Below are 21,638 nucleotides of genomic sequence, written 5' to 3'. Positions count from 1 at the left end.
CTGCCACAAGCCGTGGCCTCACACCAAGGTCATCAGCGATTCAGTCGTATAATCGGTCAATTCGCCGTGGCGGCCATCGCGCACCTTCAGCGCCCAATCCGGATCGACGATCAGCGCACGGCCCACGCCAACCAGATCGAACTCGTCGCGCTCCAGCCGGGCGAGCAGGCCATCAAGGCTGGCCGGCTTCGATGATTCGCCGCCCATGCCGGCGACGAATTCGCCGGTGAGGCCAACGCTGCCCACGGTGATGGTCGGCTTGCCGGTCAGCTTCTTTGCCCAGCCGGCAAAATTCAGGCCTTCGGGGCCATCGAGTTCCGGATACTCCGGCTCCCAGAAGCGGCGCTGCGAACAGTGGAACACGTCGGCGCCGGCATCGGCGAGCGGGCCCAGCCAGGCTGCCATCTCGTCGGGTGTCGGCGCCAGGCGGAAGGCGAAATCCTGCTGCTTCCACTGCGACAGGCGGATGATCACCGGGAAATCGGGGCCAACGGCGGCGCGCACCGCCTTCAGCAATTCCACCGCGAACCGCGCGCGCAGCGGCAGCGTGTCACCGCCCCAACGGTCGCTGCGAGTGTTGGTGGCGCCCCAGAAGAATTGATCGATCAGATAGCCATGCGCGCCGTGCAGTTCGACCGCGTCGAAACCCAGGCGCATGGCGTCGCCAGCGGCGCGGGCGAAGGCGGCGATGGCATCGGCCACGTCTGCATCGGTCATGGCGCGGCCATTGGTCTTGCCGGGCATGTAATGGCCGGTCGGGCTTTCGGCTTCCTCGCCCTTGGGGCTGCGGCGGTTGGGCAGCGCGCCGACATGCCACAATTGCGGCGCGATCAGCCCGCTCTCGCCGTGTACCGCCTTCACCACCTGGCCCCAGCCATCGAGCGCCGAGCCAAAGAAATGCGGCACGTTGGGATCATTGGCCGCACCCACCCGCTCCACCGCCGTGCCTTCGGTGATGATCAGGCCCACCCCGCCGGCAGCGCGCTTGCGATAATATTCCGCGACATTCGCGCCCGGCTGGCCCGCCGGCGAGAAGCTGCGCGTCATCGGTGCCATCACGATGCGATTGGGGAGGGTGAGGCCCTTGAGAGGGAACGGGCGGAAGAGGGGATTGTTGCTCATGCCCGCCTGCCTAGCCGGGCGAACCATGCAAAGTCACCTGTCAATCTGACCCATCGGCAAGCGGATGGCGGGTGTTGACCAGTTCCACCAGCGCCGCCGAGGCGACATGGGTGTAAATCTGCGTTGTCGCGATATCGGCATGGCCCAGCAGCGTCTGCACGATGCGCAGATCGGCGCCGCCTTCCAGCAGATGGGTGGCAAAGGCGTGGCGCAGCACGTGCGGCGAAATACGGGCGGGTGGGATGCCGGCATCAGCAGCCAGCGCCTTGATGATCTGCCACAGTCGCAAGCGGGAGAGATAACCCGCCTTGCCCAAATCCTTCCGATTCTGGCCGGCCGGAAACAGGAACTTGGCGTCCTTGGGCACATGCGCTTCCCACGCCAGCACGGCGGCTTCGGCGCGGCGGCTGATCGGCACCAGCCGTTCCTTGGCGCCCTTGCCCAGCACCACCATATGGCCGCGCCCGGCCTTGCAGGCATGGCGGGGCAGCGCCACCAGTTCGCTGGCGCGCAGGCCCGATCCATAGAGAAGTTCCAGCAGCGCCGCCGAACGCAGGACCAACGGATCGTCAGGCCGGGCGCTGCGCTTTTCGGCCAGCGTGGCAAACAATCGTTCCACATCGCCGGCCGCCAGCGTTTTCGGCAACGGCCGCGCCGATTGCGGCAACGCCAGATCGCGGCCGGGATCATCGGGGCGCAGATGTTCGGCCATCAGAAAGCTGAGAAACTGCCGCACCGCACTGGCCTTGCGGGCGGCACTGGCGCGGGCCAGCGGTGCCCAATGCCGCGCCAGCCGGGCCAGTGCGGCCGCATCTGCTGCTGCCAGGCCGCCGCCCAGCCATTCGCTGGCCTGGGCAAGATCGCGGCCATAGGCGAGCAGCGTGTTCCTTGCCGCTCCGCGTTCGCTGGCCAGGCTGTCGAGGAACAGCGCAATGGCCTGGCGGTCCGTGATCATGCGGTGCGAGTCACCGCTTCGGCTGCGATCAGCCGCGCCGGCGCCATCTGCCCACAGGCAACAAGCGCGGCAATGATGGCCTGGACATGGGCCGGCGGCACATCGGCCCAGCCGCCTTGCAGGCCAGTTGCCGCCAGCAGGGCCACTTCGCCCACCGCCCGCCGCTTCGCCGCACTGGCCAGCGCCGCCGTCCAGCGGTTGCTGACCGGCTTGATGCCGTCGCGGTTCCAACTGCCGCCCCGCGCCTGCCCCAGTCCGGACAAGGCCGCGACCAGCATGGCCTCGCGGCGTGGGCTGGCCTTGGCGGCGCTGCGCCAATCGCCAACATCGCCCGAAGCCATCGGCACCCCCGCACCCGTGGCAAGCAGCGCCAGCGCGCGGGCACGAACATCGGCATCGGCTTGCTGCGCCACCGGCCACCAGGCCCGTGCCCGCGCCGCATTGCCGGCGGCCAGCAGCGCCGCGATGATCACATCGGACTGATCGGCCAGGGCCGCCGCCGGTTTCAGCGCCGCTGCCGCCGTGGCGGCTTCCAGCAGCGCGCCATAGTGATCGGCACCATCGTCGCGAACAATGGCCGCAATCACGTCGGCCCGGTCTGCCGCGCTGCCGGTGAAAGCATCACGCAGGCGGCCCGCCCGGCTGTCGGCGGCGAACCCGCCGCTGGCATCGGCGGGGCTGAGCGCCGCAACACCGCTGGCCAGTTCCTCGGCCGACAGCGTGCCCAGCACCGCAGCTTGCCGCAGCAACGCAAGGCGCGTTGCCGCCGGCATCCCGGCGTTGCGCACCACCCAGCCCGGATGCGCCGGGCCCAGCGCGGCCAGCCGATCGGCGGGCACTGTCACGCCGGCGGCACTGGCCACGCCATAGCGATAGGGGCTCAGCCCTTCTTCTTCCGCCCAGTTGATGCCGTCGGCCCGCCCGGCGCCGCCGGCCAGCACCACCACGCGCTGCGCCAGCCGCAGATCAAAGGCCGGCACCGCACCGCGCTTGTTGCGCACCGAATCGATGACGCCGGCCGCCGTGATGTCGTCACCGTCCATGGCGGCGCACATGCCCCAGGCCAGATCCCACATCACATCATCGGAAAGCGCCCGGCCAGTGGCGGCAATCGGGCACAGGCCGGCCAGATCAGCGGCGGCCAGCGATACCTCTCCCGCCACCTGGTAAGTCGCCGGGGTATAACGTTCACTGGGCAGCACATCGATCAGTCGCCGCGCCGGATCAATCGCCCCCATCCGCATCAGCAGGCCAGCCCGGGCCGCCACCCAATCGCCGTCACCCAGGCCCGCCGGCCCCGGCACCCGCGAGGCCAGCGCCCGGCCCACGGTGATGGCCGCCCAGCGCGAGGCGATGGGGCCCTTGATGCGATTGGCCAGCCCGGCCAGAAAACGCCCGTTGCTGCCGCTGAAGGCATCGGCCGGCAGACCGCCATTGGCAGCATCGAGAATGCCGATCGGCGCGCCTGGTGGCAGCGCCGGCGCCGCAGGTGCGGCAACATAGGGTGGCGGCACATCGCCCACCTGATCCGGCACCAGCGATGGTGCGGCGGGCGCAGCTGCGGTTTCGGCTGGCGGCGCATTCGCACCGGGCAGCAGGGGCGCCGGCGCGGCGGCAGGGGCCGGGGCCGGCGTGTCAAAGCCGGGGGGCAACAGCGATTTGGGCGCGTCGCGGTTGGGGCCGGCATCCTGGCCCACCACGGGTGCGGCGAGGATCAGCCCCGCGGCCACTGCCATGGCAGCGCCGGTCATCAATGCGCGTTTGCTTGCCGATCCCATGCGCCGGTGTATAGCGGGCAGCGCAATGGACGGCGACCCGAAAATCCCCCATCCGAAAACCTCGGGCGAAGCCGATCGCCTGGCCCTGGCGGCGCAGCGGCCGGTCACGCTGGTCGGGCTGATGGGCTCCGGCAAATCGAGCATCGGCAAGCGGCTGGCCGCGCGGCTGAACCTGCCCTTTGTCGATGCCGATACCGAAATCGAGGAAGCGGCGGGCATGACCATTTCGGAAATGTTCGAACGCTTTGGCGAGGCGCATTTTCGCGATGGCGAACGGCGGGTGATCGCCCGACTCATCGACGGCACCCCCAAGGTGATCGCCACCGGCGGCGGCGCCTTCATGAACGACGAGACCCGCGCGCTGATCCTGGAACGCACGCTGAGTGTGTGGCTGGACGCCGATATCGCCACGCTGGTCGATCGCGTGCGCCGACGCGGCACCCGCCCGCTGCTGAAGGGCAAGGATCCGGGCGAAGTGCTCACCGCGCTCGCCGCCATCCGCAATCCGATTTACGCGCAGGCCCGCATCCGCGTTGGCAGCAAGCCCGGCCCACACCATGAAACCGTGGAGGCGATTGTTTCCGCGCTCGCCGCCGCCAATGCCGAAGAGGCCGCCCGATGATCGTCGATGTCGCTCTGGGCGCGCGTGCCTATCCCATTCATATCGCGCCCGGCCTGTTGGGCGCGGCGGCAGCAGTGCTGTCACCGTTCGCGCGCAGCGGCCGCCTGGTTGTGGTGACCGACGAGACGGTCGCGGGGCTGCACCTGGAAACGCTGGCCACCGGCCTGCCCGGCATCCGGCTGGAACCCATCGTGCTGCCGCCGGGCGAAGCCACCAAGGACTGGGCGCACCTGCAACTGGTCGTCGAACGGCTGCTGGAACTGGGGGTCGAGCGCAGCGATGCCGTGGTGGCGCTGGGCGGCGGCGTGATCGGCGACCTCGTCGGCTTTGCCTGTTCGATGCTGAAACGCGGCTGCCGTTTCGTGCAGATGCCGACCACCCTTCTGTCCCAGGTCGATTCGTCGGTGGGCGGCAAGACGGCGATCAACGCCCGCGCCGGCAAGAATCTGGTTGGCGCCTTCCACCAGCCGGTGGCCGTGCTGATCGATCCGCACGTGCTCGCCACCTTGCCGCGCCGCGAAGTGATGGCGGGCTATGCCGAGGTGGTGAAATACGGTCTGATCAATGATGCCGATTTCTTTGCCTGGTGCGAGGCGAACGGCGCCGCCGTGCTGGACGGCGATGCATCCGCGCAGATCCACGCCATCGCCCACAGTTGTCGCGCCAAGGCCGCCGTCGTCGCCGCCGATGAGCGCGAGACGGACGACATCCGCGCGCTGCTCAACCTCGGCCACACCTTCGGCCATGCCTTCGAGGCCGAAACCGGCTTCTCCAGCCGGCTGCTGCACGGCGAGGCGGTGGCGATTGGCATGGTGCAGGCCTTCCGCCTTTCCGCCCGGTTGGGCCTTTGCCCCGAAGATGACGCCAAACGTGTGGCCCGCCATCTCGCCGGCCTGGGTTTCACCATCGAACCGGCTGCGCTGAACCTCGATTGCAGTGCGGCGCGGCTGGTCGATCACATGACCCACGACAAGAAGATGAGCGCCGGTCGCCTCGCCTTCATCCTGGCGCGCGGCATTGGCCAGAGCTTCGTTTCACGCGACGTCGAAATGGCCGAGGTGGAAACCTTCCTCGCCGAACAGCTTCAGTTCTTGCCGTAGCTGTCGAGCACGCGCTGCATGGCAGCGATGGCTTCGCGGCGGGCTTGCGGGTCGCTGATGCGCCCCAGCTTCTGTTTCAGGCTGCTGGCCAGTTCGGCATAATCATTCTGCCAGTCGCGGGCCATCACCCGGGCCAGATCATGCCGCCCGGTCTGCAGCCGCTTGGCCGGCGCGGCGGGTTGCAGTTCATAACGCTCACCGATTTCGGGCAGGATGACGCTGGGTGCCAGCCGCTCGGCCGTCGCCAGCTTGCCCAGCGTCAGCACCGCTTCCTCCTCGCCGTGATCAAGGAACAGGCTGCCCGATATCGGCCCACGCGCGCGCATCCAGTCGACCAGTTCGCCCTGATCGGCATGGGCGGAATAGCTGTCGATGCTGCGGATCTGGGCGCGCACCGCCACTTCCTGCCCGGAAATCCGCACCCGCCGCGCACCGTCCTGAATCACTCGGCCCAGCGACCCACCGGCCTGAAATCCGACAAACAGGATGGTCGATTCCCGGCGCGACAGATTGTGCAGCAGATGGTGGCGGATGCGCCCGGCCTCGCACATGCCCGAAGCCGCGATGATGATCGCGCCCGACATGCTGTTCAGCCGCATCGATTCGCTGGCATCATGGACATAGTGGATCGACGGGTGGGCAAACACGTCGCGCCCGGCGGTATCCTGCAGGCTGCGCACATATTTGCGGAACACGCCGGTGGCGCGATTGGCCAACGGACTGTCCACAAACACCGTCGCCGGCCCGATGCGCTCGTTGCGCGACAGCGTGGCGATGTCGAGCAGCAGTTCCTGCGTGCGTTCCAGAGCAAAGGCCGGGATGATCAGATTGCCACCGCGCTGCATGGTCTCCGCGATCACGGCCGCCAGCAGTTCGCGGCGTTCCTCCATGGTGACGCGGGCACGGGCCCGATCGCCGTAGGTCGCTTCGCAGATGACATGGTCGAAGCCAGCGCCGCCCTGGGGTTGCGGCAGGAAGGCCTTGTTCTCCGGCCCGATGTCGCTCGAATACATCAGACGGACCCCGCCGGCTTCCACCTCGATGGAGGCCGCGCCCAGGATATGCCCGGCGTTCCACAGCCGGGCGCGAAAACCGTCGGCCGGCGCGAACCATTCATCCAGCATCACCGGCTGCGCCAGCCGCCACGCTAGCAATGCATCGGCTTCGGTATAAAGCGGCTCGAACGGCTCATCGCCGGCGCGGTCCCGCCGGCGGTTGCGGCGTTCGGCTTCATATTCGTGGATGCGGCCGGCATCGGCGAGCATATATTCCAGCAGATCAGTCGTTTCCGGCGTGCACCAGATCGGCCCGGCATAGCCCTGCGCCGCCAGTTTCGGCAGCAGGCCGCAATGATCGATATGGGCGTGGCTGAGCACGACAGCATCGATCCGGGCCGGATCAAAGGCCAGCGGTTCATGGTTCAGCGCCTCCACACTGCGGGTGCCCTGGAACAGGCCGCAATCCAGCAGGATGCGCTTGTCGCCCACTTCCACTTCCAGGCAGGAGCCGGTGACGGTGCGCGCCGCGCCGTGGAAGCAGATTGTCATCGCCATGGGCTTGTCCCTCCATCCGTCAACAGCAGCGGGCGCACCCTTGCGTGCTGCAAGTGTCGGGCCTCCCCTCGGCCGCCGCAAGCCGGGGGAATTGCGGATGCCCCTTGTCCGTAGAAGCCCGGCATTGGCCCGCTGGCGCGGCTGATGCATGCTGCCCACAAGATGCAAGGGATGAGCGGCGCGCACATGGTCAGGATTTGCTCCTGCGGCCTGATCTGATGGCTATGGCCGGCCTCACCTCGGCCCAGGCAGCAGCGCGGCTGGCCGCCGATGGCCCCAATGATCTGCCGCGCCCTGGCACGCGTAGCCTGCCGCGCATCATCAATGACGTATTGAAGGAGCCCATGTTGGCGCTGCTGCTGGGTGGCGGCCTCGTCTATCTGCTGCTCGGCGAGCGCACCGATGCACTGGTGCTCGTCGGCTTTGCCGGGCTGTCGATCCTGATCACGGTGGTGCAGGAACAGCGCACCGAACGCGCGCTGGCTGCCCTGCGCGATCTGGCCTCGCCGCGCGCGCTGGTGATCCGCGACGGCCAGCGCCAGCGCGTCGCCGGGCGAGACGTGGTGGTGGGCGACGTGCTGGTGCTGGGCGAGGGCGATCGGGTGCCCGCTGATGGCTGGCTGCTGCAGGGCGATGGCCTGCTTGTCGATGAATCGCTGCTCACCGGCGAATCGCTGCCGGTCGGCAAGCTGGCTGTTGATGTCGCGCCGCCGCCCGCAGCGCCGGGCGGTGATGGCCTGCCGCACCTGCACGCCGGCACGTTGGTGGTGCGCGGCGCCGGGTTGGCGCAGGTCACGGCCACCGGCGCTGCCACCCACATGGGCCAGATCGGCATCATGCTGGCCACGGTTGATGCTGAAGTCCCGCGCCTGACGCTGCAAACACGCCGGCTGGTGCTGTGGTTTGCCGCGTTTGGGCTGGTGGCCAGCTTGGCGGCGGTGCTGCTCCATGGCTTGCTGCGCGGTGGCTGGCTGCAGGCGGTGCTGGCCGGCATCGCGCTGGGCATGGCGATGCTGCCCGAGGAATTTCCGGTGGTGCTCACCGTGTTCATGGCGATGGGGGCGATGCGGCTGTCTCGCCAGCGCGTCCTGGTGCGCCGCGCTGCCGCCATCGAATCGCTGGGCGCTGCCACCGTGCTGTGCAGCGACAAGACCGGCACGCTCACCCAGAACCGCATGGCGGTGGTGGCGCTGTGGCGGCCCGATGACCCACAGGCCGCCGCGCCTGATCGTGCCGTACACCGCGATCTCGCCGCGCTGGGCCGGCTGGCCAGCCCGCCCCATGCCACTGATCCGATGGACATCGCCTTCCACACGCTCGCTGCCGATCTGGGTGCGGCAGCGGCCACCAGCGAGGTGCTGCACCTCTACCCGCTCGCCCCCGGCCAGCCGGTGATGGCGCAGGCCTGGGGCAGCGGTACGGTTGCGGCCAAGGGCGCGCCCGAAGCCGTGGCGCGGCTGTGCCGGCTCGATGCCGCCGCGCTCGCCGGGATGGAGGTTGCCGCCGGCGCGATGGCCGCGCAGGGCCTGCGCGTGCTGGCCTTGGCCGAATGTGCATCGCCCGATGGCCCGCTGCCCGATGCACTGGCCGACCTGCCGCTGGAATTCCGCGCTCTGGTGGGCATCGCCGATCCCTTGCGCACCGATGTGCCGGATGCCGTGCGCGCCTGCCGGGCGGCCGGCGTGCGGGTGATGATGATCACCGGCGATTATCCCGAGACCGCCCGCGCCATCGCCGCCCAGGCCGGCATCGTGCCGCTGGCAACCCTCACCGGCGCCGAACTCGATACGCTCGACGACGCCGCACTCAGCCACCGGCTGGCCGGCATCGGCGTCTGCGCCCGCATCCAGCCGCGCCAGAAACTGCGCATCGTCGAAGCGCTGAAAGCTGGCGGCGCGGTGGTGGCGATGACCGGCGACGGGGTGAACGACGCGCCGGCGCTGAAGGCCGCGCACATCGGCGTCGCCATGGGCGGCCGCGGCACCGATGTGGCGCGCGAAGCATCGGCCATCGTGCTGCTCGACGATGATTTCGGCGCCATCGTCACCGCCATGCGGCTGGGCCGACGCATCCACGACAATCTGAAAAAGGCGATGGGCTTCATCGTCGCCGTCCACATCCCCATCGCCGGGCTGGCGCTGCTGCCTCTGCTGTTTGGCCTGCCGCTGCTGCTGGGTCCGGTCCATATCGCCTTGCTGGAAATGATCATCGATCCGGTCAGCGCGCTGGCGTTCGAAGCAGAGGAAGCCGAATCCGACGCGATGACCCGCCCGCCGCGCGCACCCGATGCGCCGCTGCTCGCCCCGGCCCAGCTGGCCGCCGCGCTGCTGGAAGGCGCCGTCGTGCTGGCCCTCGTCGCCGGCTTCTCACTGGCCTTGTGGTACGCCGGACTGCCTGAAGCCGCTGTCCGCTCCGCCGCCTTCCTCGCCCTTGTCACGGGCCTGCTGGTGCTGATGCTGGTCAACCGCCGGCTGGGCAACGGCCTCGCCACGCTGATTGGCGGTGCGGGGCGCGTGCTGGCGCTGGTGCTCACCGCCGTCCTCGGCCTGCTCGCTGCCACCCAGTTCGTGCCGCCGCTCACCGCCCTGCTGCGCTTCGCGCCGGCAACGCCGGCGCTGGCGCTGGCCATCGGCGGCGGCGGCGTTCTGGCCATCGTCCTGCTGCAAATGCTGAAAGGGGTGATGGCTGCCCGCTAACGGGGCGCTATTTGCGCTGCCACTGGTCCGCCTTGCCCAGCGGCGGATTGGACAGCGCCTTTCCCGCCCGTGTTTCGCCCCGCAGCCAGTGCCGCCACCACAGGGTGGTCAGCCGCGCCACCCGCGCCTGCATATCAGCTGGGGCGGGCGTTTTGATGGTGTCGCCGGCAAACAGCATATGCCCGGCACCTTCGATGAAGGCGAGCGCCTTGCGGCCGTCGGCCGGCGCACCGGTGAACAGACTGGCCCGCCTGGCCCGTTCGCTGGCCGCCACGTCAGGCGCGGCCTTGGCAGACACACCGTCCATGCTGCCGGTGATCACCAGCAGCGGCCGACCGATGCCGCCGAACTGGGCCTTGGCAGCGGCGGGATCAGCCGGGCCGGTCGTGCTCATGGCGATGAAGGCACGGAAACGGCGGTCGATCAGCGGCGCCTGTTCACCATCCGGGCGCTGTCCGGCCATCGCCTGCACCACCCAGGCCCCCATGCTGTGCCCGGCCAGCGCCAGATGATCGCTGTCAATGCGGGCAAGGTCACACGCCCCTTCGCGTGGCCGCCGCGCCAGTTCGTCGGCAACGAAACCCACATCGGCGATACGCGCAATCAGCTGTTCGGGCGCGATGCCGGCGCGCACCTTGGCCTGCCGTTCTTCCGGTGTGGCGGGGCCGCGATAGACGCTGGCATCGCTGCCGGGATGTTCCAGCCGGATCACGGCAAGCCCCGCCGCCGTCCACGCCGCCACCCAGCGCGAAGCATTGCCGCGCGTGCCGCCCAGGCCGGGCGACCAGATCACCGCCGGCACCTTGGTCTTGCCAACAGGCAGATCGATCCGCACCGGCACATCACGGCCGCGCGGCCCGTCGCGCCACACCGCATCGCATTGCACGGGCGCAGCCAATGACGGCGCTGCGACAGTCAGGGCAAGGCAGGTGAGCGCGGCTTTCACGCGCCCACCCTAACCACTTGTCAGGCCAGCGTCATCTTCCGCTTGCCATGCTTCACCACGGCCGCCTGCGGCGCGCTGGTGGCCATCGAAACGGCCTTGATCGTGTCCATGAACACCCAGTCACAGCGGGTTTCGCCGGCATTGAACGACAGGGTGAGATAGCCGCGCCGGCTGGTGTCGCACCACTGCATTCCGGCTGAGCTTTGCACCAGCGCCGCCCGGATCACCGCCGGATCCGCCGCCAACGCCGATTCGTAACCGGGCGAAGTGACAGAGTGGACGCCGAATTCGGCCGCCACCGCCTTGCCGTCCAGGCTGTGGTTGAAGGCCCAGGCATTGTGGCTGTCGCCGGCGATCACGATGGGATCGGCACCGGCATCGGCCATTGCCTTCAGCAGTCGGCGGCGCGCCTGCGGGTAGCCTGACCACATGTCCTGCGCGCCCGGGATGCCGGCCTGTGCCGCCGCAATGCCGCCCTTCACATAGCCTTGGGCGCGGGCATCGGCATTGGGGGCCAGGAACTCCAGCGCGTTCTTCGGCGTCATGATGTCACCCATCACCACCTGCTGCGCGATCAGCTGCCAGCGCTGGCCGGCCTTCACGCTGGCGGCGATTTCGCGGGCGAACCAGGCTTCCTGCTCGGCGCCCAGCAGCGTCCGCGCCGGCGACTGCCATTCGCCGCTGGCAAAGGCCTTGATGCCCTCCGGCCCGGCCCGCAGCGCGGCATTGAGATCCAGCTGCTTGTCGCGGCCCGACATGCGGGTATCCAGAGTCATCACCGACACCAGATTGCCGAAATCATAGCGATGCCACGGCACTTCCGGGCTCATCAGCCATTCGCGATGCGCCTTCAGCGCGGCATCGCGGCGCATATTCCACACGCCTTCATCGGCCTGGTGGTTCTGCGCGCCACCTTTCCACGTATCGTTGGCAAATTCATGATCATCCCAGATGGCGATCATCGGGAAGCGCGCGTGGATCGCCTGCAGGCCGGGATCGGTGCGATAGCTGGCATAACGCTGGCGATAATCGTCGATCATCAGGATTTCATCGACGGGCAGGATCTCGCGGCCGGGCATCACCTGTTCAGGATACGAACCCATCTGATATTCATAGATATAATCGCCAAGGTGGATCACCGCATCCAGATCATCACGCATGGCACCATGGGCATAGGCGTTGAAATGCCCGAACGGCCGGTTGGAGCAGGAGAAGACGCCCAGCTTCAGTGCATCCAGCTTGCCGGTCGGCAACGTCTTGGTGCGTCCCACCATGGACATCGTGCCATCGGGTGCGGTGAAGCGGTACCACAGCCACTTGCCTTCCGGCAGGCCCGACACGCGCGCCTGGGCGGTGCCCCAGCTTTCCGCGCCGGCCACGGCTTCGGCGCGGGCGATCACCCGGCTCATGGCTTCGTCTTCCGCCACTTCCAGCTTCAGCACGGTCGCAGCACCCGTCACGCTGGCATAGCGCGTCCACAGCGTGACAGCGCCGGGGCCGGGATGGCCCGATGCGACGCCATGGGTGAAGCCGCTGATCGGCCACAGCCGGGCCAGCGCCGGGCGCACCGGCAGGATCAGGCCGGCGGCAGTGGCGGTCAGGAAGGCGCGACGATCAATGGCAGGACGCATGGCTGATTCCCCTTTAGACATTGGCGCCATTAAACCGGATATTGTGACAATTTCGAGGGAGCCTGCCGCCATGGCGAAAATGCGCCAGAAGGCCGATCTGCCCACCAAGGAATGCGCCGCCTGCGGCCGCCCGTTCAGCTGGCGGAAGAAATGGGCGCGCGATTGGGAGAATGTGCGATACTGTTCCGACGCCTGCCGCAGCGGTGCCTATGGACGGGCGCGCGCCGGCACGACAGAATGACGCAATTTTCGGGGAGGAATCACATGGCCACGCAGTTGAAAACGCCGAGTGTGAAGGATCAGGTTTCGGCCGAGGAGTGGGCGCTGCGCGTCGATCTCGCCGCCGCCTACCGCCTTGTGGCGCATTATGGCTGGGACGATCTGATCTTCACCCACCTCAGCGTGCGCGTGCCGGGGCCGGAGCATCATTTCCTGATCAACCCCTATAATCTGATGTTCGAGGAAATCACCGCATCCAGCCTCGTCAAGATCGACGTCGAAGGCCACCCGGTGATGGAGACGCCCTACATCACCAACGCCGCCGGCTTCACCATCCATTCGGCCATCCACATGTCGCGCGAGGACGCCCACGCCGTCATCCACCTGCACACGCCGCACGGCCAGGCTGTTTCGGCGCAGGCCGAAGGGCTGATGCCGCTCACCCAGACGGCCATGCTGATCCGCGACGAGCTGACCTATCACCACTATGAAGGGGTCGCGACGGACCTCGATGAGCGCGAACGGCTGGTGGAAGATCTGGGCAGCACCAAGACGGCGATGATCCTGCGCAATCACGGCACGCTCACCGTGGGTGAAACCGTGGCCGAAGCCTTCATCAAGATGTATTTCCTTGAACGCGCCTGCGAAGCGCAAATCCATGCGCTCGCTGGCGGCCAGGATCTGATCAACCACCCGCCGCAGGGCACGCCCGAAAAGGCCGCCGATCAGGGCCGCGCCGGGCTGAAAATGGTGGGCAACATGCTGGCCTGGCCGGCATTGCTGCGCAAGCTGGACCGGATCGACCCATCGTTCCGGGACTGAGCGTCAGCTTTCGAAGCGGTTCAGCGCATCGCCGGCAAAGGCGATGATGGCGAGCCACAGCCAGCCGAACATCATGGCGGTGCCGCCCGCGGGGGCGAGCGCCGCCACCCATTTGGGTGCGCCCATCGCCAGCAGGTTCAAATCCATCGCGAACACGAACGCGCCGCCCAGCACCGCCCACGCGCCCGAGTGCACGAACGGCGAATTGCGCCACGCCAGCAGGCCAAACACGGCGGCCACATGCGGCAGCTGAAAGGTCACCCCGGTCATGATCCAGTCTTTCGCCTGGGGATCATCGATGCCGTGCGCCGCGAACGTGCCGAACGCCAGCGCGATCAGCGCATTCAGGCAGGCAAAGGCCGGCAGGTAACGCGGGCGGGCGGGTGGAGTGGGCTCGCTCATGCCGGGCAGACTGAAGCTGTGAACGTCACTTGAAAAGCCCTCAATTGCTGTGCCGCATCATCTCGCGCGCGGTGATCATGCGCATGATCTGATTGGTGCCTTCCAGGATCTGGTGCACGCGCAGGTCGCGGAAAATGCGCTCCACCGGATAATCCATCAGATAGCCATAGCCGCCGTGCAGCTGCAGCGCGCGATCGGCGACCGCCATGCCGGTATCGGTGGCAAAACGCTTGGCCATGGCGGCAAATTGCGTCTTGTCAGGCGCGCCCTCGCTCACCTTCACCGCCGCCTGATAGAGCAGCGCGCGCGCTGCCGAGAGTTCGGTCGCCATATCGGCCAGGGTGAATTGCGTCGCCTGGAAATCGGCGATGGCCTTGCCGAACTGCTGGCGCTGGCGCGTATAAGCCATGGCTTCATCCAGCGCGCGCTGGCCGCCGCCCAGACTGCACGCGCCGATGTTGAGCCGCCCGCCATCCAGACCGGCCATGGCGATGCTGAAGCCCTGGCCTTCGGCGCCGACCAGATTTTCCACCGGCACCCGCACCTCGTCGAAATTCACCTGCGCGGTGGGTTGCGACCGCCAGCCCATCTTGCGCTCCGGCGCGCCAAAGCTCACGCCCGGCATGTCGCGTTCGATCACCAGGCAGGAAATGCCCTTTGGCCCATCCACCCCGGTGCGCACCATCGTCACATACACATCGTTGACCCCGGCGCCGGAAATGAACGCCTTGGAACCGCTCACCACATAATGATCGCCATCCCGCACGGCGCGCGTCTTCAGCGCCGCTGCATCCGATCCCGAACCCGGCTCGGTGAGGCAATAGCTGGCGATCCGGTCCATCGTCACCAATGAAGGCAGATACTTCGCCTTCACCGCCTCACTGCCGAAACAGTCGATCATCCACGCCGCCATGTTGTGGATCGAGATGAAGGCGCTGGTCGACGGGCAGCCATAGGCCATCGCCTCCATGATCAACGCCGCTTCCAGCCGGCCCAGCCCGATGCCGCCGCCGGCCTCGCTGACATAGATGGAGCCAAACCCCAGCGCCGCGGCGGCTTGCACCACGTCCTTGGGATAATGATGCGTCTCGTCCCAGCGCGCGGCGTGCGGGGTGATCGCCTCGGCCGTGAAACGGCGGGCGACCTCCTGGATGGCCTTCTGGTCGTCGGTCAGATCAAATTGGCTCATGCCGCCTTCCATACGGGGCTGGTAACGGCGGCGCAATTCGTGGCATTGGCGCAGGATGAATCTTGCGCCTTCAACCATCGTCGATCAGCTGATCGACATCCACACCCAGTCCGTCGCCGCCCTGCGCGATGCGCTCAAGGATTATATCGACAACGGCGTCGCCCCCGATGGCAGCCAGCGTGTGCGCGGCGATTGGGCCTATCCGGAGTTGCGCCTGGAATTTTCCGGTGAGCGCCGCGCCCTGCGCCCGATCCGCGCCTTTGCCCGGCTCAATCGCCCCGGCAGTTACACCACGACCGTCACCCGCCCGGCGATGTTCCGCGCCTATCTCGAAGAGCAGCTGGGCCTGCTGATGGCCGATTATGACGTGGTGGTCTCGGTCGGCCGCTCCGAAGTCGAGATTCCGTACCCCTATGTGCTCGATGGCGCCGCCGATCTCAATCTGGAAGGCGTGGCGGCCGCCGAACTGGCCCGGCACTTCCCCACCACCGAATTGCAGCAGATCGGCGACGAACTGGCCGACGGCCTGTGGGATGAAAGCCTGGCCGATGAACGCCCATTGGCCCTGTTCGACGGCCCGCGCACCGATTTCAGCCTCGCCCGGCTGAAACATTACACCGGCACCGCGCCGGAGGATTTCCAGCATTATATCCTGCTCACCAACTATCATCGTTATGTCGATGAATTCGTGCGCTGGGCCTGCCGGCAGCTGGGGAACGGTTACGACCGCCTCGCCTGCCCCGGCGGGCTGGACATCACCGCCGATGATCCCGATGCGGACCGCGCCGCCGCCGATTTCGCCTGGCGCAAGAACCAGATGCCGGCCTGGCATCTGATCGGCCCCAATGGCAGCGGCATCACGCTGGTCAACATCGGTGTCGGCCCCGCCAACGCCAAGACGATCTGCGATCACCTCGCCGTGCTGCGCCCGGAAGCCTGGCTGATGATCGGCCACTGCGGCGGCCTGCGCCCCAGCCAGGCCATCGGCGATTATGTGCTGGCCCACGCCTATCTGCGCGACGATCACGTGCTCGACGACGTGCTGCCCGCCGAGATCCCGATCCCGGCGCTTTCGGAAGTTCAGAAGGCGCTGCAGCTCGCCACCGAAAAAGTCACCGGCATGACCGGCGACGCGCTGAAGCCCCGCCTGCGCACCGGCACGGTGGTGACGACGGACGATCGCAACTGGGAACTGCGTTATTCGCAGTCATCCCTGCGCTTCAACCAGAGCCGCGCGGTCGCCATCGACATGGAATCCGCCACCATCGCCGCCCAAGGCTACCGCTTCCGCGTCCCCTACGGCACGTTCCTGTGTGTTTCGGACAAGCCGCTGCACGGCGAGATCAAGCTGCCCGGCCAGGCCAACCGTTTCTATGAGGGCGCGATTTCGGAGCATCTGCAGGTGGGCATCGAAGCGATGATGATCCTGCGCGATGAAGGCCCGGCACTGCATTCGCGCAAACTGCGCGCGTTTGACGAGCCGCCCTTTAGATGACCGTCAACCCCGGGGGCGCCGGGGTGACGACTGGGGTTAGAGGTTGAGCCCCAGCTCCGCCAGCAGCGCCGCCCGAGCGGCCTTCACGTCACGCCACAAATCCGGGTTGGTCATGTCCGCTGGGCCGATCGCCTCGGGCCACCAGCGTTCCACCAGCCGTTCCAGCCGGTCGGCCTTGGCCGCATCCAGCAGGAAGCGCGCATCGACGCGGGCCGGATCGGCCACCACGCGCAGGCGCAGGCAAGCCGGGCCGCCACCATTCTGCATGGATTCGCGCACATCGACGAAATGCGCGGCGCGGATGGGGCCGTTGCCGGCGACCAGCGCCGCCAGATACGCCTTCACGCTCGGCGTTTCCTCGGCCTCTTTCGGCAACACCAGGGCCATGCTGCCATCGGGCAGGGTAAGCAGCTGGCTGTTGAACAGATAGGACTTGATGGCATCCTCAAGACTGACCGCGCTGGCCGGCACCTCGACATAGATCGCCTCGGGCATCCGCCGGGCGATGTCCGCCTTCAGGCCGGCCGCATCGGCAAAGGCGTGTTCATGGGCAAACAGCACATTACCGTTGGCCACGGCCACCACATCATTGTGGAACGCGCCGGCATCAATGGCGGCCTGGCTCTGCGCCACAAACAGCGCGTTTGAAACGCCGTGGCGGCGGGCGATGGCTTCGCTGGCGCGGCGGTTCTGCCGGGCCGGGAAGCGGCCGCCTTCCTCGCCGAACACGAAGATTTCGAGGCCGGGCGCATCGTGGGCGCCGCACAGGCGCATGAAATTGGCGGCACCTTCATCGCCAAACGCGGCTGGCAACGCTTCGTGCACCGCGAACGCCGGATCAGCAAAAGCGATGGCCAGTTGCGCGTGCGTCTCCGGATGTTCGATGCTGCGATGGGCCATGCGCGACAAATTGGCGGAGCTGATGTGGCAGCGGCCGTCTTCGGTGTCGGGCGCAGGCGAGACAGTGGCGGCGTTGGCCGTCCACATCGAACTGGCGGAGGCCGCGGTGGCGAACAGGCGCGGGTCCTCCGCGGCGGCGCGGGCAATCACCTGCTCGTCCGTCCCGACAAAGCCCATCTGGCGCAGGAAGCCCACATTGGGCCGATCGAGCGGCAGCAGGAAGCCCTGGGTCAGTCCCAGCCCCATCACGAAGCGCATCTTGGCAAAGCCCTGCAACGCCGCCGCGCGCGGGCGGCTAGTGGCGCCGCCGTGGCGGGCACTGGCCAGGTTGCCGAGCGAGAGCGCCGCATAATTGTGACTCGGCCCGATCAGGCCGTCGAAATTGATTTCGCGGATCATGGACGAAGGCCCGTGGTGATGCTGGCCGCCAGCGTTTCGGCGGCAAGGGTCGCCACCGGGAAAGCGCAATAATCGGCGGCGTAATAGGCTGAGGGGCGGTGATTGCCGCTCGCCCCGATGCCACCAAACGGCGCCGCCGACGAGGCACCATTGGTCGGCCGGTTCCAGTTGACGATCCCGGCCCGGCTGCGGCCCCAGAAATCATCGAAGCGCGCCGCATCGCCGCCGATCAGGCCCGCCGCCAGACCAAAGCGCGTGGCGTTGGCCGCCGCAATGGCCGCATCCCAATTGGGCACGCGAATGATCTGGAGGACGGGGCCGAACAATTCGTCGTCAGAGGGCGCATGGCCAGTCATGTCGATGACGGCGGGGGACAGGAACGGCCGGTCAGCCCGGGCGCGAACGAGCGGGCGCAGCACGCGCCCACCCGCGGCCTGCAAGCCGGCCCAGCCGCGCTCCAGCCCATCGGCAGCAGCATTGGAAATCACCGGGCCCATGAACGGCTGCGGCTCATCGAACGGCGCGCCGACAATCAACCGCTCGGCCAAGGCCAGCACCGCATCCACCAACCGGTCGTCGCCATCTTTCAGGATCAGCCGCCGCGCGTTGGTGCAGCGCTGCCCGGCCGACAGGAACGCCGATTGCACCACGGTTGCGGCCGCCGCGTCGATATCGGTCACATCCCACGCCACCAGCGGATTGTTGCCGCCCATTTCCAGCGCCAATATGCGGTGCGGCGTCTCGGCGAATTGCCGCGCCAGCGCCGCGCCAACATGCGCCGAACCGGTGAACAACAGGCCATCAATCTCCGCGCCGGCCAGTTCCCGGCCAACATCGCCGCCGCCGTGCACGAGGTTCAGCACACCGTCGGGCAACCCGGCCTGCGCCCACAGGCTGGCCATCAGTTCGGCCACGGCCGGGGTCTGTTCGGATGGCTTGAACACGATCGAGTTGCCGGCCAGCAGCGCCGGCACGATATGGCCATTGGGCAGGTGCGCCGGGAAATTATACGGCCCCAGCACGGCCAGCACGCCGTGCGGCTTGTGGCGCAGCATCTGCTTCACGCCGCCGGCCTCACTGCCCTTTTCTCCGGCGCGTTCGGCCTGCGCGGTGATGGAAATCTCCACCTTGGCCGCCACGCTGGCGACTTCGGTGCGGGTTTCCCACAGCGGCTTGCCCGTTTCAGCCGCGATCAGCCGGGCAAAGCCGTCAGCCTCCGCCTCCACCGCCGCCTTGAAAGCGCGCGCGATGGCGATGCGCTGGCCCAGCGGCGTATGCGCCCAGCCAGAGGCGGCAGCCCGCGCCCTTGCCACCGCCGCCGCCACGCCGCCCACCGGGCCGGCCCAGATGGCTTCGGCGGTGCAAGGGTCGGTTGAGACGAGTTCAGCAGTCGACATGGCAGATCCTGGTGCCCGGGGTGATGCCCAGCGGCTGGGCGATTGCGGCCGGCAGGGTGCGGCCCGCATCGGCCAGCGGCGACAGGAAGGCCTGGAATTCTTGGCAAGTGCCCGTTGCCACCAATTGCGGGGCGGCCTCCACGGCATCGGCCAGCGCCGCAATCTCGGCCTCGCGGGCGCCGCGCACGGTCTTCAGATCGTCGATGCGGGCGCTCACGGTCGGTCCGCCGTCGAAGATGTCGACATAATTGTCGAAGGCGAACCCCTCCGCCAGCAGCATCGCCAGCGCAGCGCGGCCAGTGGCGTGCGGCTGGCCGATGGCGGCACGAGCCTCGTCCGACAACAGATCGGTATAGATCGGGTGTCGCGGCATCAGATCGGCGATGAACTGGTTGCCATGCACGGCGTTGAACCTGTCCGCCTCGGGGAAACTGATGCCGAAGAATTTGGCGCCCAGCGCATCCCAGAACGGCGAGTTGCCCTGAGCATCCATCACGCCGCGCAGTTCGGCAATCACGCGGTCACCAAAGCGCGCCCGGTGCCGGGCGATGAACAGATAGCGGGCGCGAGCCAGCAAGCGCCCTAGCCCGCCGGTGCGCAGATCGGGATGCAGGAACAGCCCGCCCACTTCCGATGCGCCGTCGAAATCACTGGTGAGCGACAGGAACTGGATGCGCAGCGTGCGATCGAGTTCCTTGCTGGTCTGGGTCAACGTGGAAATCTTGTAGCTGTAGAACGGCCATTCGGCGCCGACGCGGCTGAACACCATGCCAGTGCCGCCGATGCGCCCAGTGGCGACTTCCTCCAGCAGCAGCAGGTAAAGCTCGTTTTCCGGCGCGGCATCGCTGCGCGCAAAGCTGGCGTCGGACCAGGCCAGCCGGCGGGCGAGTGCACCTTCGTCCTGCGGCAGGTTGGTGAAACCGCCGCCCGTAAGCTTCGCCAGTTCCAGCACGGCCGGCAGATCGGCGGCTCGCGCCGGGCGCACGCGCCATTCACCGGGGGCGATCATCGCTGCCACCCGTGTTGCGCCACACGCATCAGCACGAGCGCCGCCAGCCGGGCCCGTTCCTCCAGCGAATCGGTGCACAGAAACTCATCCGCGCTGTGGATGGCACCGCCGCGCGGCCCCATGGTGTCGACGACGGCCAGGCCGGTGGCGGCCAGATTATTGCCGTCACACACGCCGCCAGTGTCGCGCCAACTGATCGGCAAACCCAGCGAGGCGCCGCAGCTTTTCACCAGGTCAAACAGCCGCTGCTGGTTGGCATCCAGGGGCTTGGGCGGGCGGGCAAAGCTGCCGTGCACGTGGATGTGGACGTCATGGTCGCTCGCCACTGCCGCCACGATTTCGTTGATGCCGGCTTCGGCGCGCAGCTGGGCGGCGGCACTGTGCGGCCGCATGTTCCAGCGCAGCACGGCCCCATCCGGCACGACATTGTTCGGCCCGCCGCCGTCGATCTTCGCCGGGTTCACCGACAGATCATCGCCGGCCAGTGCGGCCAGCCGCAGCGCCAGATCCGCAGCTGCCAGCAGCGCGTTGCGGCCATCGCGCGGGTTGCGCCCGGCGTGGGCAGCGCGGCCATGCACGGCGGCGGAAAAATTGCCCGATCCGGCGCGTGCCCCGGCCAGCGTGCCATCGGGCAGCGCCGGTTCGAACGTGAGGCCCAGATGGCAGCGTCGGGCGGCCTCCGCCAGCAAAGGGGCAGAACCGGGGGAGGAGACTTCCTCATCGCTGTTCAGGATCACTTCCCAGCCGATGCTGTCGGCAAACGGGCTGGCTTCCAGCACCGTCAGCGCCGTCTTGATGACGGCGATGCCGCCCTTCATGTCGGCCACGCCAGGGCCGTTCAGCGTGTCCGCATCCAGCCAGCGGCAGGCCTGAAAACCATGATCAGCGGGGAACACCGTATCCATATGGCCGGTCAGCAGCACGCGCACCGGCGCGTCAGGGCGCTTCACGACATGAAGATTGTCGCCGTGCAGCAGCGCCCGTTCAGCGCCAGCGGCGTCGATCTGGCTGGCCGGGGCCGCCGCCACCCGTGTCGCCGTGCCGCCCAGCGGGGCAAAGGCCGTGTCCAGCACGTCGATCATCTGCGCCAGCCCGGCCAGATTGCGGCTGCCGGTGTTGATCGCGGCCCACGCCTCGATCTCGGCCAGCATCGCCGGCCGCAGCCCGTCGATACGGGCCAGCGCGTGGGCTTCGGCGGGCGACAGGCTGGTCATCCCGCCACCATAATCTGTGATTTCTACAACCGCTAGCCATTTTTGTGATTCATGTCACAAACTTCGCTGCGCTCTTCGCTTCTCTGCCACCTTGACCGCGCCCACCATTGCTGGGCATGACGGTGGCATGACACGGCGTTGGCTCCATGGGGTGGAGTGCGGCGCCAAACGTTTCGCAAGGGGAAATTG

18 protein-coding genes are annotated in these 21,638 nt (G+C 67.8%); 6 read left to right on the top strand and 12 right to left on the bottom strand.

The annotated features are described in order from the left end of the window. Positions 1 to 18 precede the first annotated feature (18 nt). From D619_RS0101150 to D619_RS0101140, 3 genes are read right to left on the bottom strand one after another with little or no spacing between them, the layout of a single operon-like run. Complete coding sequence (locus D619_RS0101150) at positions 19 to 1,122, bottom strand: NADH:flavin oxidoreductase (protein WP_017666722.1); 1,104 nt, start codon at positions 1,120 to 1,122, stop codon at positions 19 to 21. Positions 1,123 to 1,162: 40 nt separating this feature from the next. Next, positions 1,163 to 2,077 carry a tyrosine recombinase gene (locus D619_RS0101145; RefSeq protein ID WP_017666721.1) on the bottom strand — a complete coding sequence of 305 codons (915 nt, stop codon included), beginning with the start codon at positions 2,075 to 2,077 and terminating at the stop codon, positions 1,163 to 1,165. Then, complete coding sequence (locus D619_RS0101140; RefSeq protein WP_152417231.1) at positions 2,074 to 3,828, bottom strand: hypothetical protein; 1,755 nt, start codon at positions 3,826 to 3,828, stop codon at positions 2,074 to 2,076. The genes D619_RS0101145 and D619_RS0101140 overlap by 4 nt, the downstream gene beginning before the upstream one ends. 52 nt (positions 3,829 to 3,880) lie before the next feature. Between D619_RS0101140 and D619_RS0101135 the strand changes: the two genes are divergently transcribed. Continuing rightward, positions 3,881 to 4,477 carry a shikimate kinase gene (locus tag D619_RS0101135; protein ID WP_017666719.1) on the top strand — a complete coding sequence of 199 codons (597 nt, stop codon included), beginning with the start codon at positions 3,881 to 3,883 and terminating at the stop codon, positions 4,475 to 4,477. Beyond that, positions 4,474 to 5,577: a 3-dehydroquinate synthase gene (gene aroB / locus D619_RS0101130; protein WP_017666718.1), complete on the top strand. Its 1,104-nt coding sequence runs from the start codon at positions 4,474 to 4,476 to the stop codon at positions 5,575 to 5,577. The genes D619_RS0101135 and aroB overlap by 4 nt, the downstream gene beginning before the upstream one ends. Here the strand turns inward: aroB and D619_RS0101125 are convergent. Beyond that, entirely contained in the window at positions 5,562 to 7,130 is a 1,569-nt protein-coding gene (locus tag D619_RS0101125; RefSeq protein WP_017666717.1) for an MBL fold metallo-hydrolase, read from the bottom strand. The genes aroB and D619_RS0101125 overlap by 16 nt on opposite strands. Positions 7,131 to 7,348: 218 nt before the next feature. On the opposite strand from D619_RS0101125, the gene D619_RS0101120 reads away from it, so the two are divergent. After that, the gene (locus D619_RS0101120) at positions 7,349 to 9,826 is read left to right on the top strand and encodes a cation-translocating P-type ATPase (protein WP_152417230.1); all 2,478 of its coding nucleotides are present in this window, start codon (positions 7,349 to 7,351) and stop codon (positions 9,824 to 9,826) included. 7 nt (positions 9,827 to 9,833) lie between these two features. Here D619_RS0101120 and D619_RS15180 read toward each other — a convergent pair whose 3' ends face one another. Both D619_RS15180 and D619_RS0101110 read right to left on the bottom strand, forming a co-directional pair. Continuing rightward, positions 9,834 to 10,772 (bottom strand): hypothetical protein, encoded by a 939-nt coding sequence (locus tag D619_RS15180; RefSeq protein ID WP_152417229.1) that lies wholly within the window; start codon positions 10,770 to 10,772, stop codon positions 9,834 to 9,836. A 20-nt stretch (positions 10,773 to 10,792) separates the two neighbouring features. Then, positions 10,793 to 12,403, bottom strand: coding sequence for an alkaline phosphatase D family protein (locus tag D619_RS0101110; protein ID WP_017666714.1), 1,611 nt, complete (start codon positions 12,401 to 12,403; stop codon positions 10,793 to 10,795). A 70-nt stretch (positions 12,404 to 12,473) separates the two neighbouring features. Between D619_RS0101110 and D619_RS17510 the strand changes: the two genes are divergently transcribed. Beyond that, complete coding sequence (locus tag D619_RS17510) at positions 12,474 to 12,644, top strand: DUF2256 domain-containing protein (protein ID WP_017666713.1); 171 nt, start codon at positions 12,474 to 12,476, stop codon at positions 12,642 to 12,644. Between the two features lie 23 nt (positions 12,645 to 12,667). Next, positions 12,668 to 13,444: a class II aldolase/adducin family protein gene (locus D619_RS0101100; protein ID WP_017666712.1), complete on the top strand. Its 777-nt coding sequence runs from the start codon at positions 12,668 to 12,670 to the stop codon at positions 13,442 to 13,444. A gap of 3 nt (positions 13,445 to 13,447) precedes the next feature. Here D619_RS0101100 and D619_RS0101095 read toward each other — a convergent pair whose 3' ends face one another. Further along, the gene (locus D619_RS0101095; protein WP_017666711.1) at positions 13,448 to 13,846 is read right to left on the bottom strand and encodes a DUF423 domain-containing protein; all 399 of its coding nucleotides are present in this window, start codon (positions 13,844 to 13,846) and stop codon (positions 13,448 to 13,450) included. Positions 13,847 to 13,886: 40 nt separating this feature from the next. Beyond that, the gene (locus D619_RS0101090) at positions 13,887 to 15,035 is read right to left on the bottom strand and encodes an acyl-CoA dehydrogenase family protein (RefSeq protein ID WP_026090571.1); all 1,149 of its coding nucleotides are present in this window, start codon (positions 15,033 to 15,035) and stop codon (positions 13,887 to 13,889) included. A gap of 55 nt (positions 15,036 to 15,090) precedes the next feature. Here D619_RS0101090 and D619_RS0101085 point away from each other — a divergent pair, with 55 nt between their 5' ends. Continuing rightward, positions 15,091 to 16,530, top strand: a complete 1,440-nt coding sequence (locus tag D619_RS0101085; protein WP_017666709.1) for an AMP nucleosidase — start codon at positions 15,091 to 15,093, stop codon at positions 16,528 to 16,530. A 36-nt stretch (positions 16,531 to 16,566) separates the two neighbouring features. Here D619_RS0101085 and D619_RS0101080 read toward each other — a convergent pair whose 3' ends face one another. The 4 genes from D619_RS0101080 to D619_RS0101065 are packed head-to-tail and all read right to left on the bottom strand — an operon-like array spanning position 16,567 to position 21,449. Beyond that, positions 16,567 to 17,829: an N-succinylarginine dihydrolase gene (locus tag D619_RS0101080; protein WP_017666708.1), complete on the bottom strand. Its 1,263-nt coding sequence runs from the start codon at positions 17,827 to 17,829 to the stop codon at positions 16,567 to 16,569. After that, complete coding sequence (gene astD, locus D619_RS0101075) at positions 17,826 to 19,226, bottom strand: succinylglutamate-semialdehyde dehydrogenase (protein ID WP_017666707.1); 1,401 nt, start codon at positions 19,224 to 19,226, stop codon at positions 17,826 to 17,828. The genes D619_RS0101080 and astD overlap by 4 nt, the downstream gene beginning before the upstream one ends. After that, on the bottom strand, positions 19,213 to 20,235 hold the full coding sequence (locus tag D619_RS0101070; protein WP_020480359.1) for an arginine N-succinyltransferase: 1,023 nt from the start codon (positions 20,233 to 20,235) through the stop codon (positions 19,213 to 19,215). Before D619_RS0101070 ends, astD begins: the two co-directional genes overlap by 14 nt. Further along, positions 20,232 to 21,449 (bottom strand): hydrolase, encoded by a 1,218-nt coding sequence (locus D619_RS0101065; RefSeq protein ID WP_017666705.1) that lies wholly within the window; start codon positions 21,447 to 21,449, stop codon positions 20,232 to 20,234. The genes D619_RS0101070 and D619_RS0101065 overlap by 4 nt, the downstream gene beginning before the upstream one ends. Between the last annotated feature and the right edge of the window lie 189 nt (positions 21,450 to 21,638).

This window comes from Sandarakinorhabdus sp. AAP62 (assembly GCF_000331225.1).
Taxonomy (GTDB): Bacteria; Pseudomonadota; Alphaproteobacteria; order Sphingomonadales; family Sphingomonadaceae; genus Sandarakinorhabdus.
The sequence above is the reverse complement of the archived record's forward strand: the minus strand, read 5'-3'. Positions and strand labels throughout refer to the sequence as shown.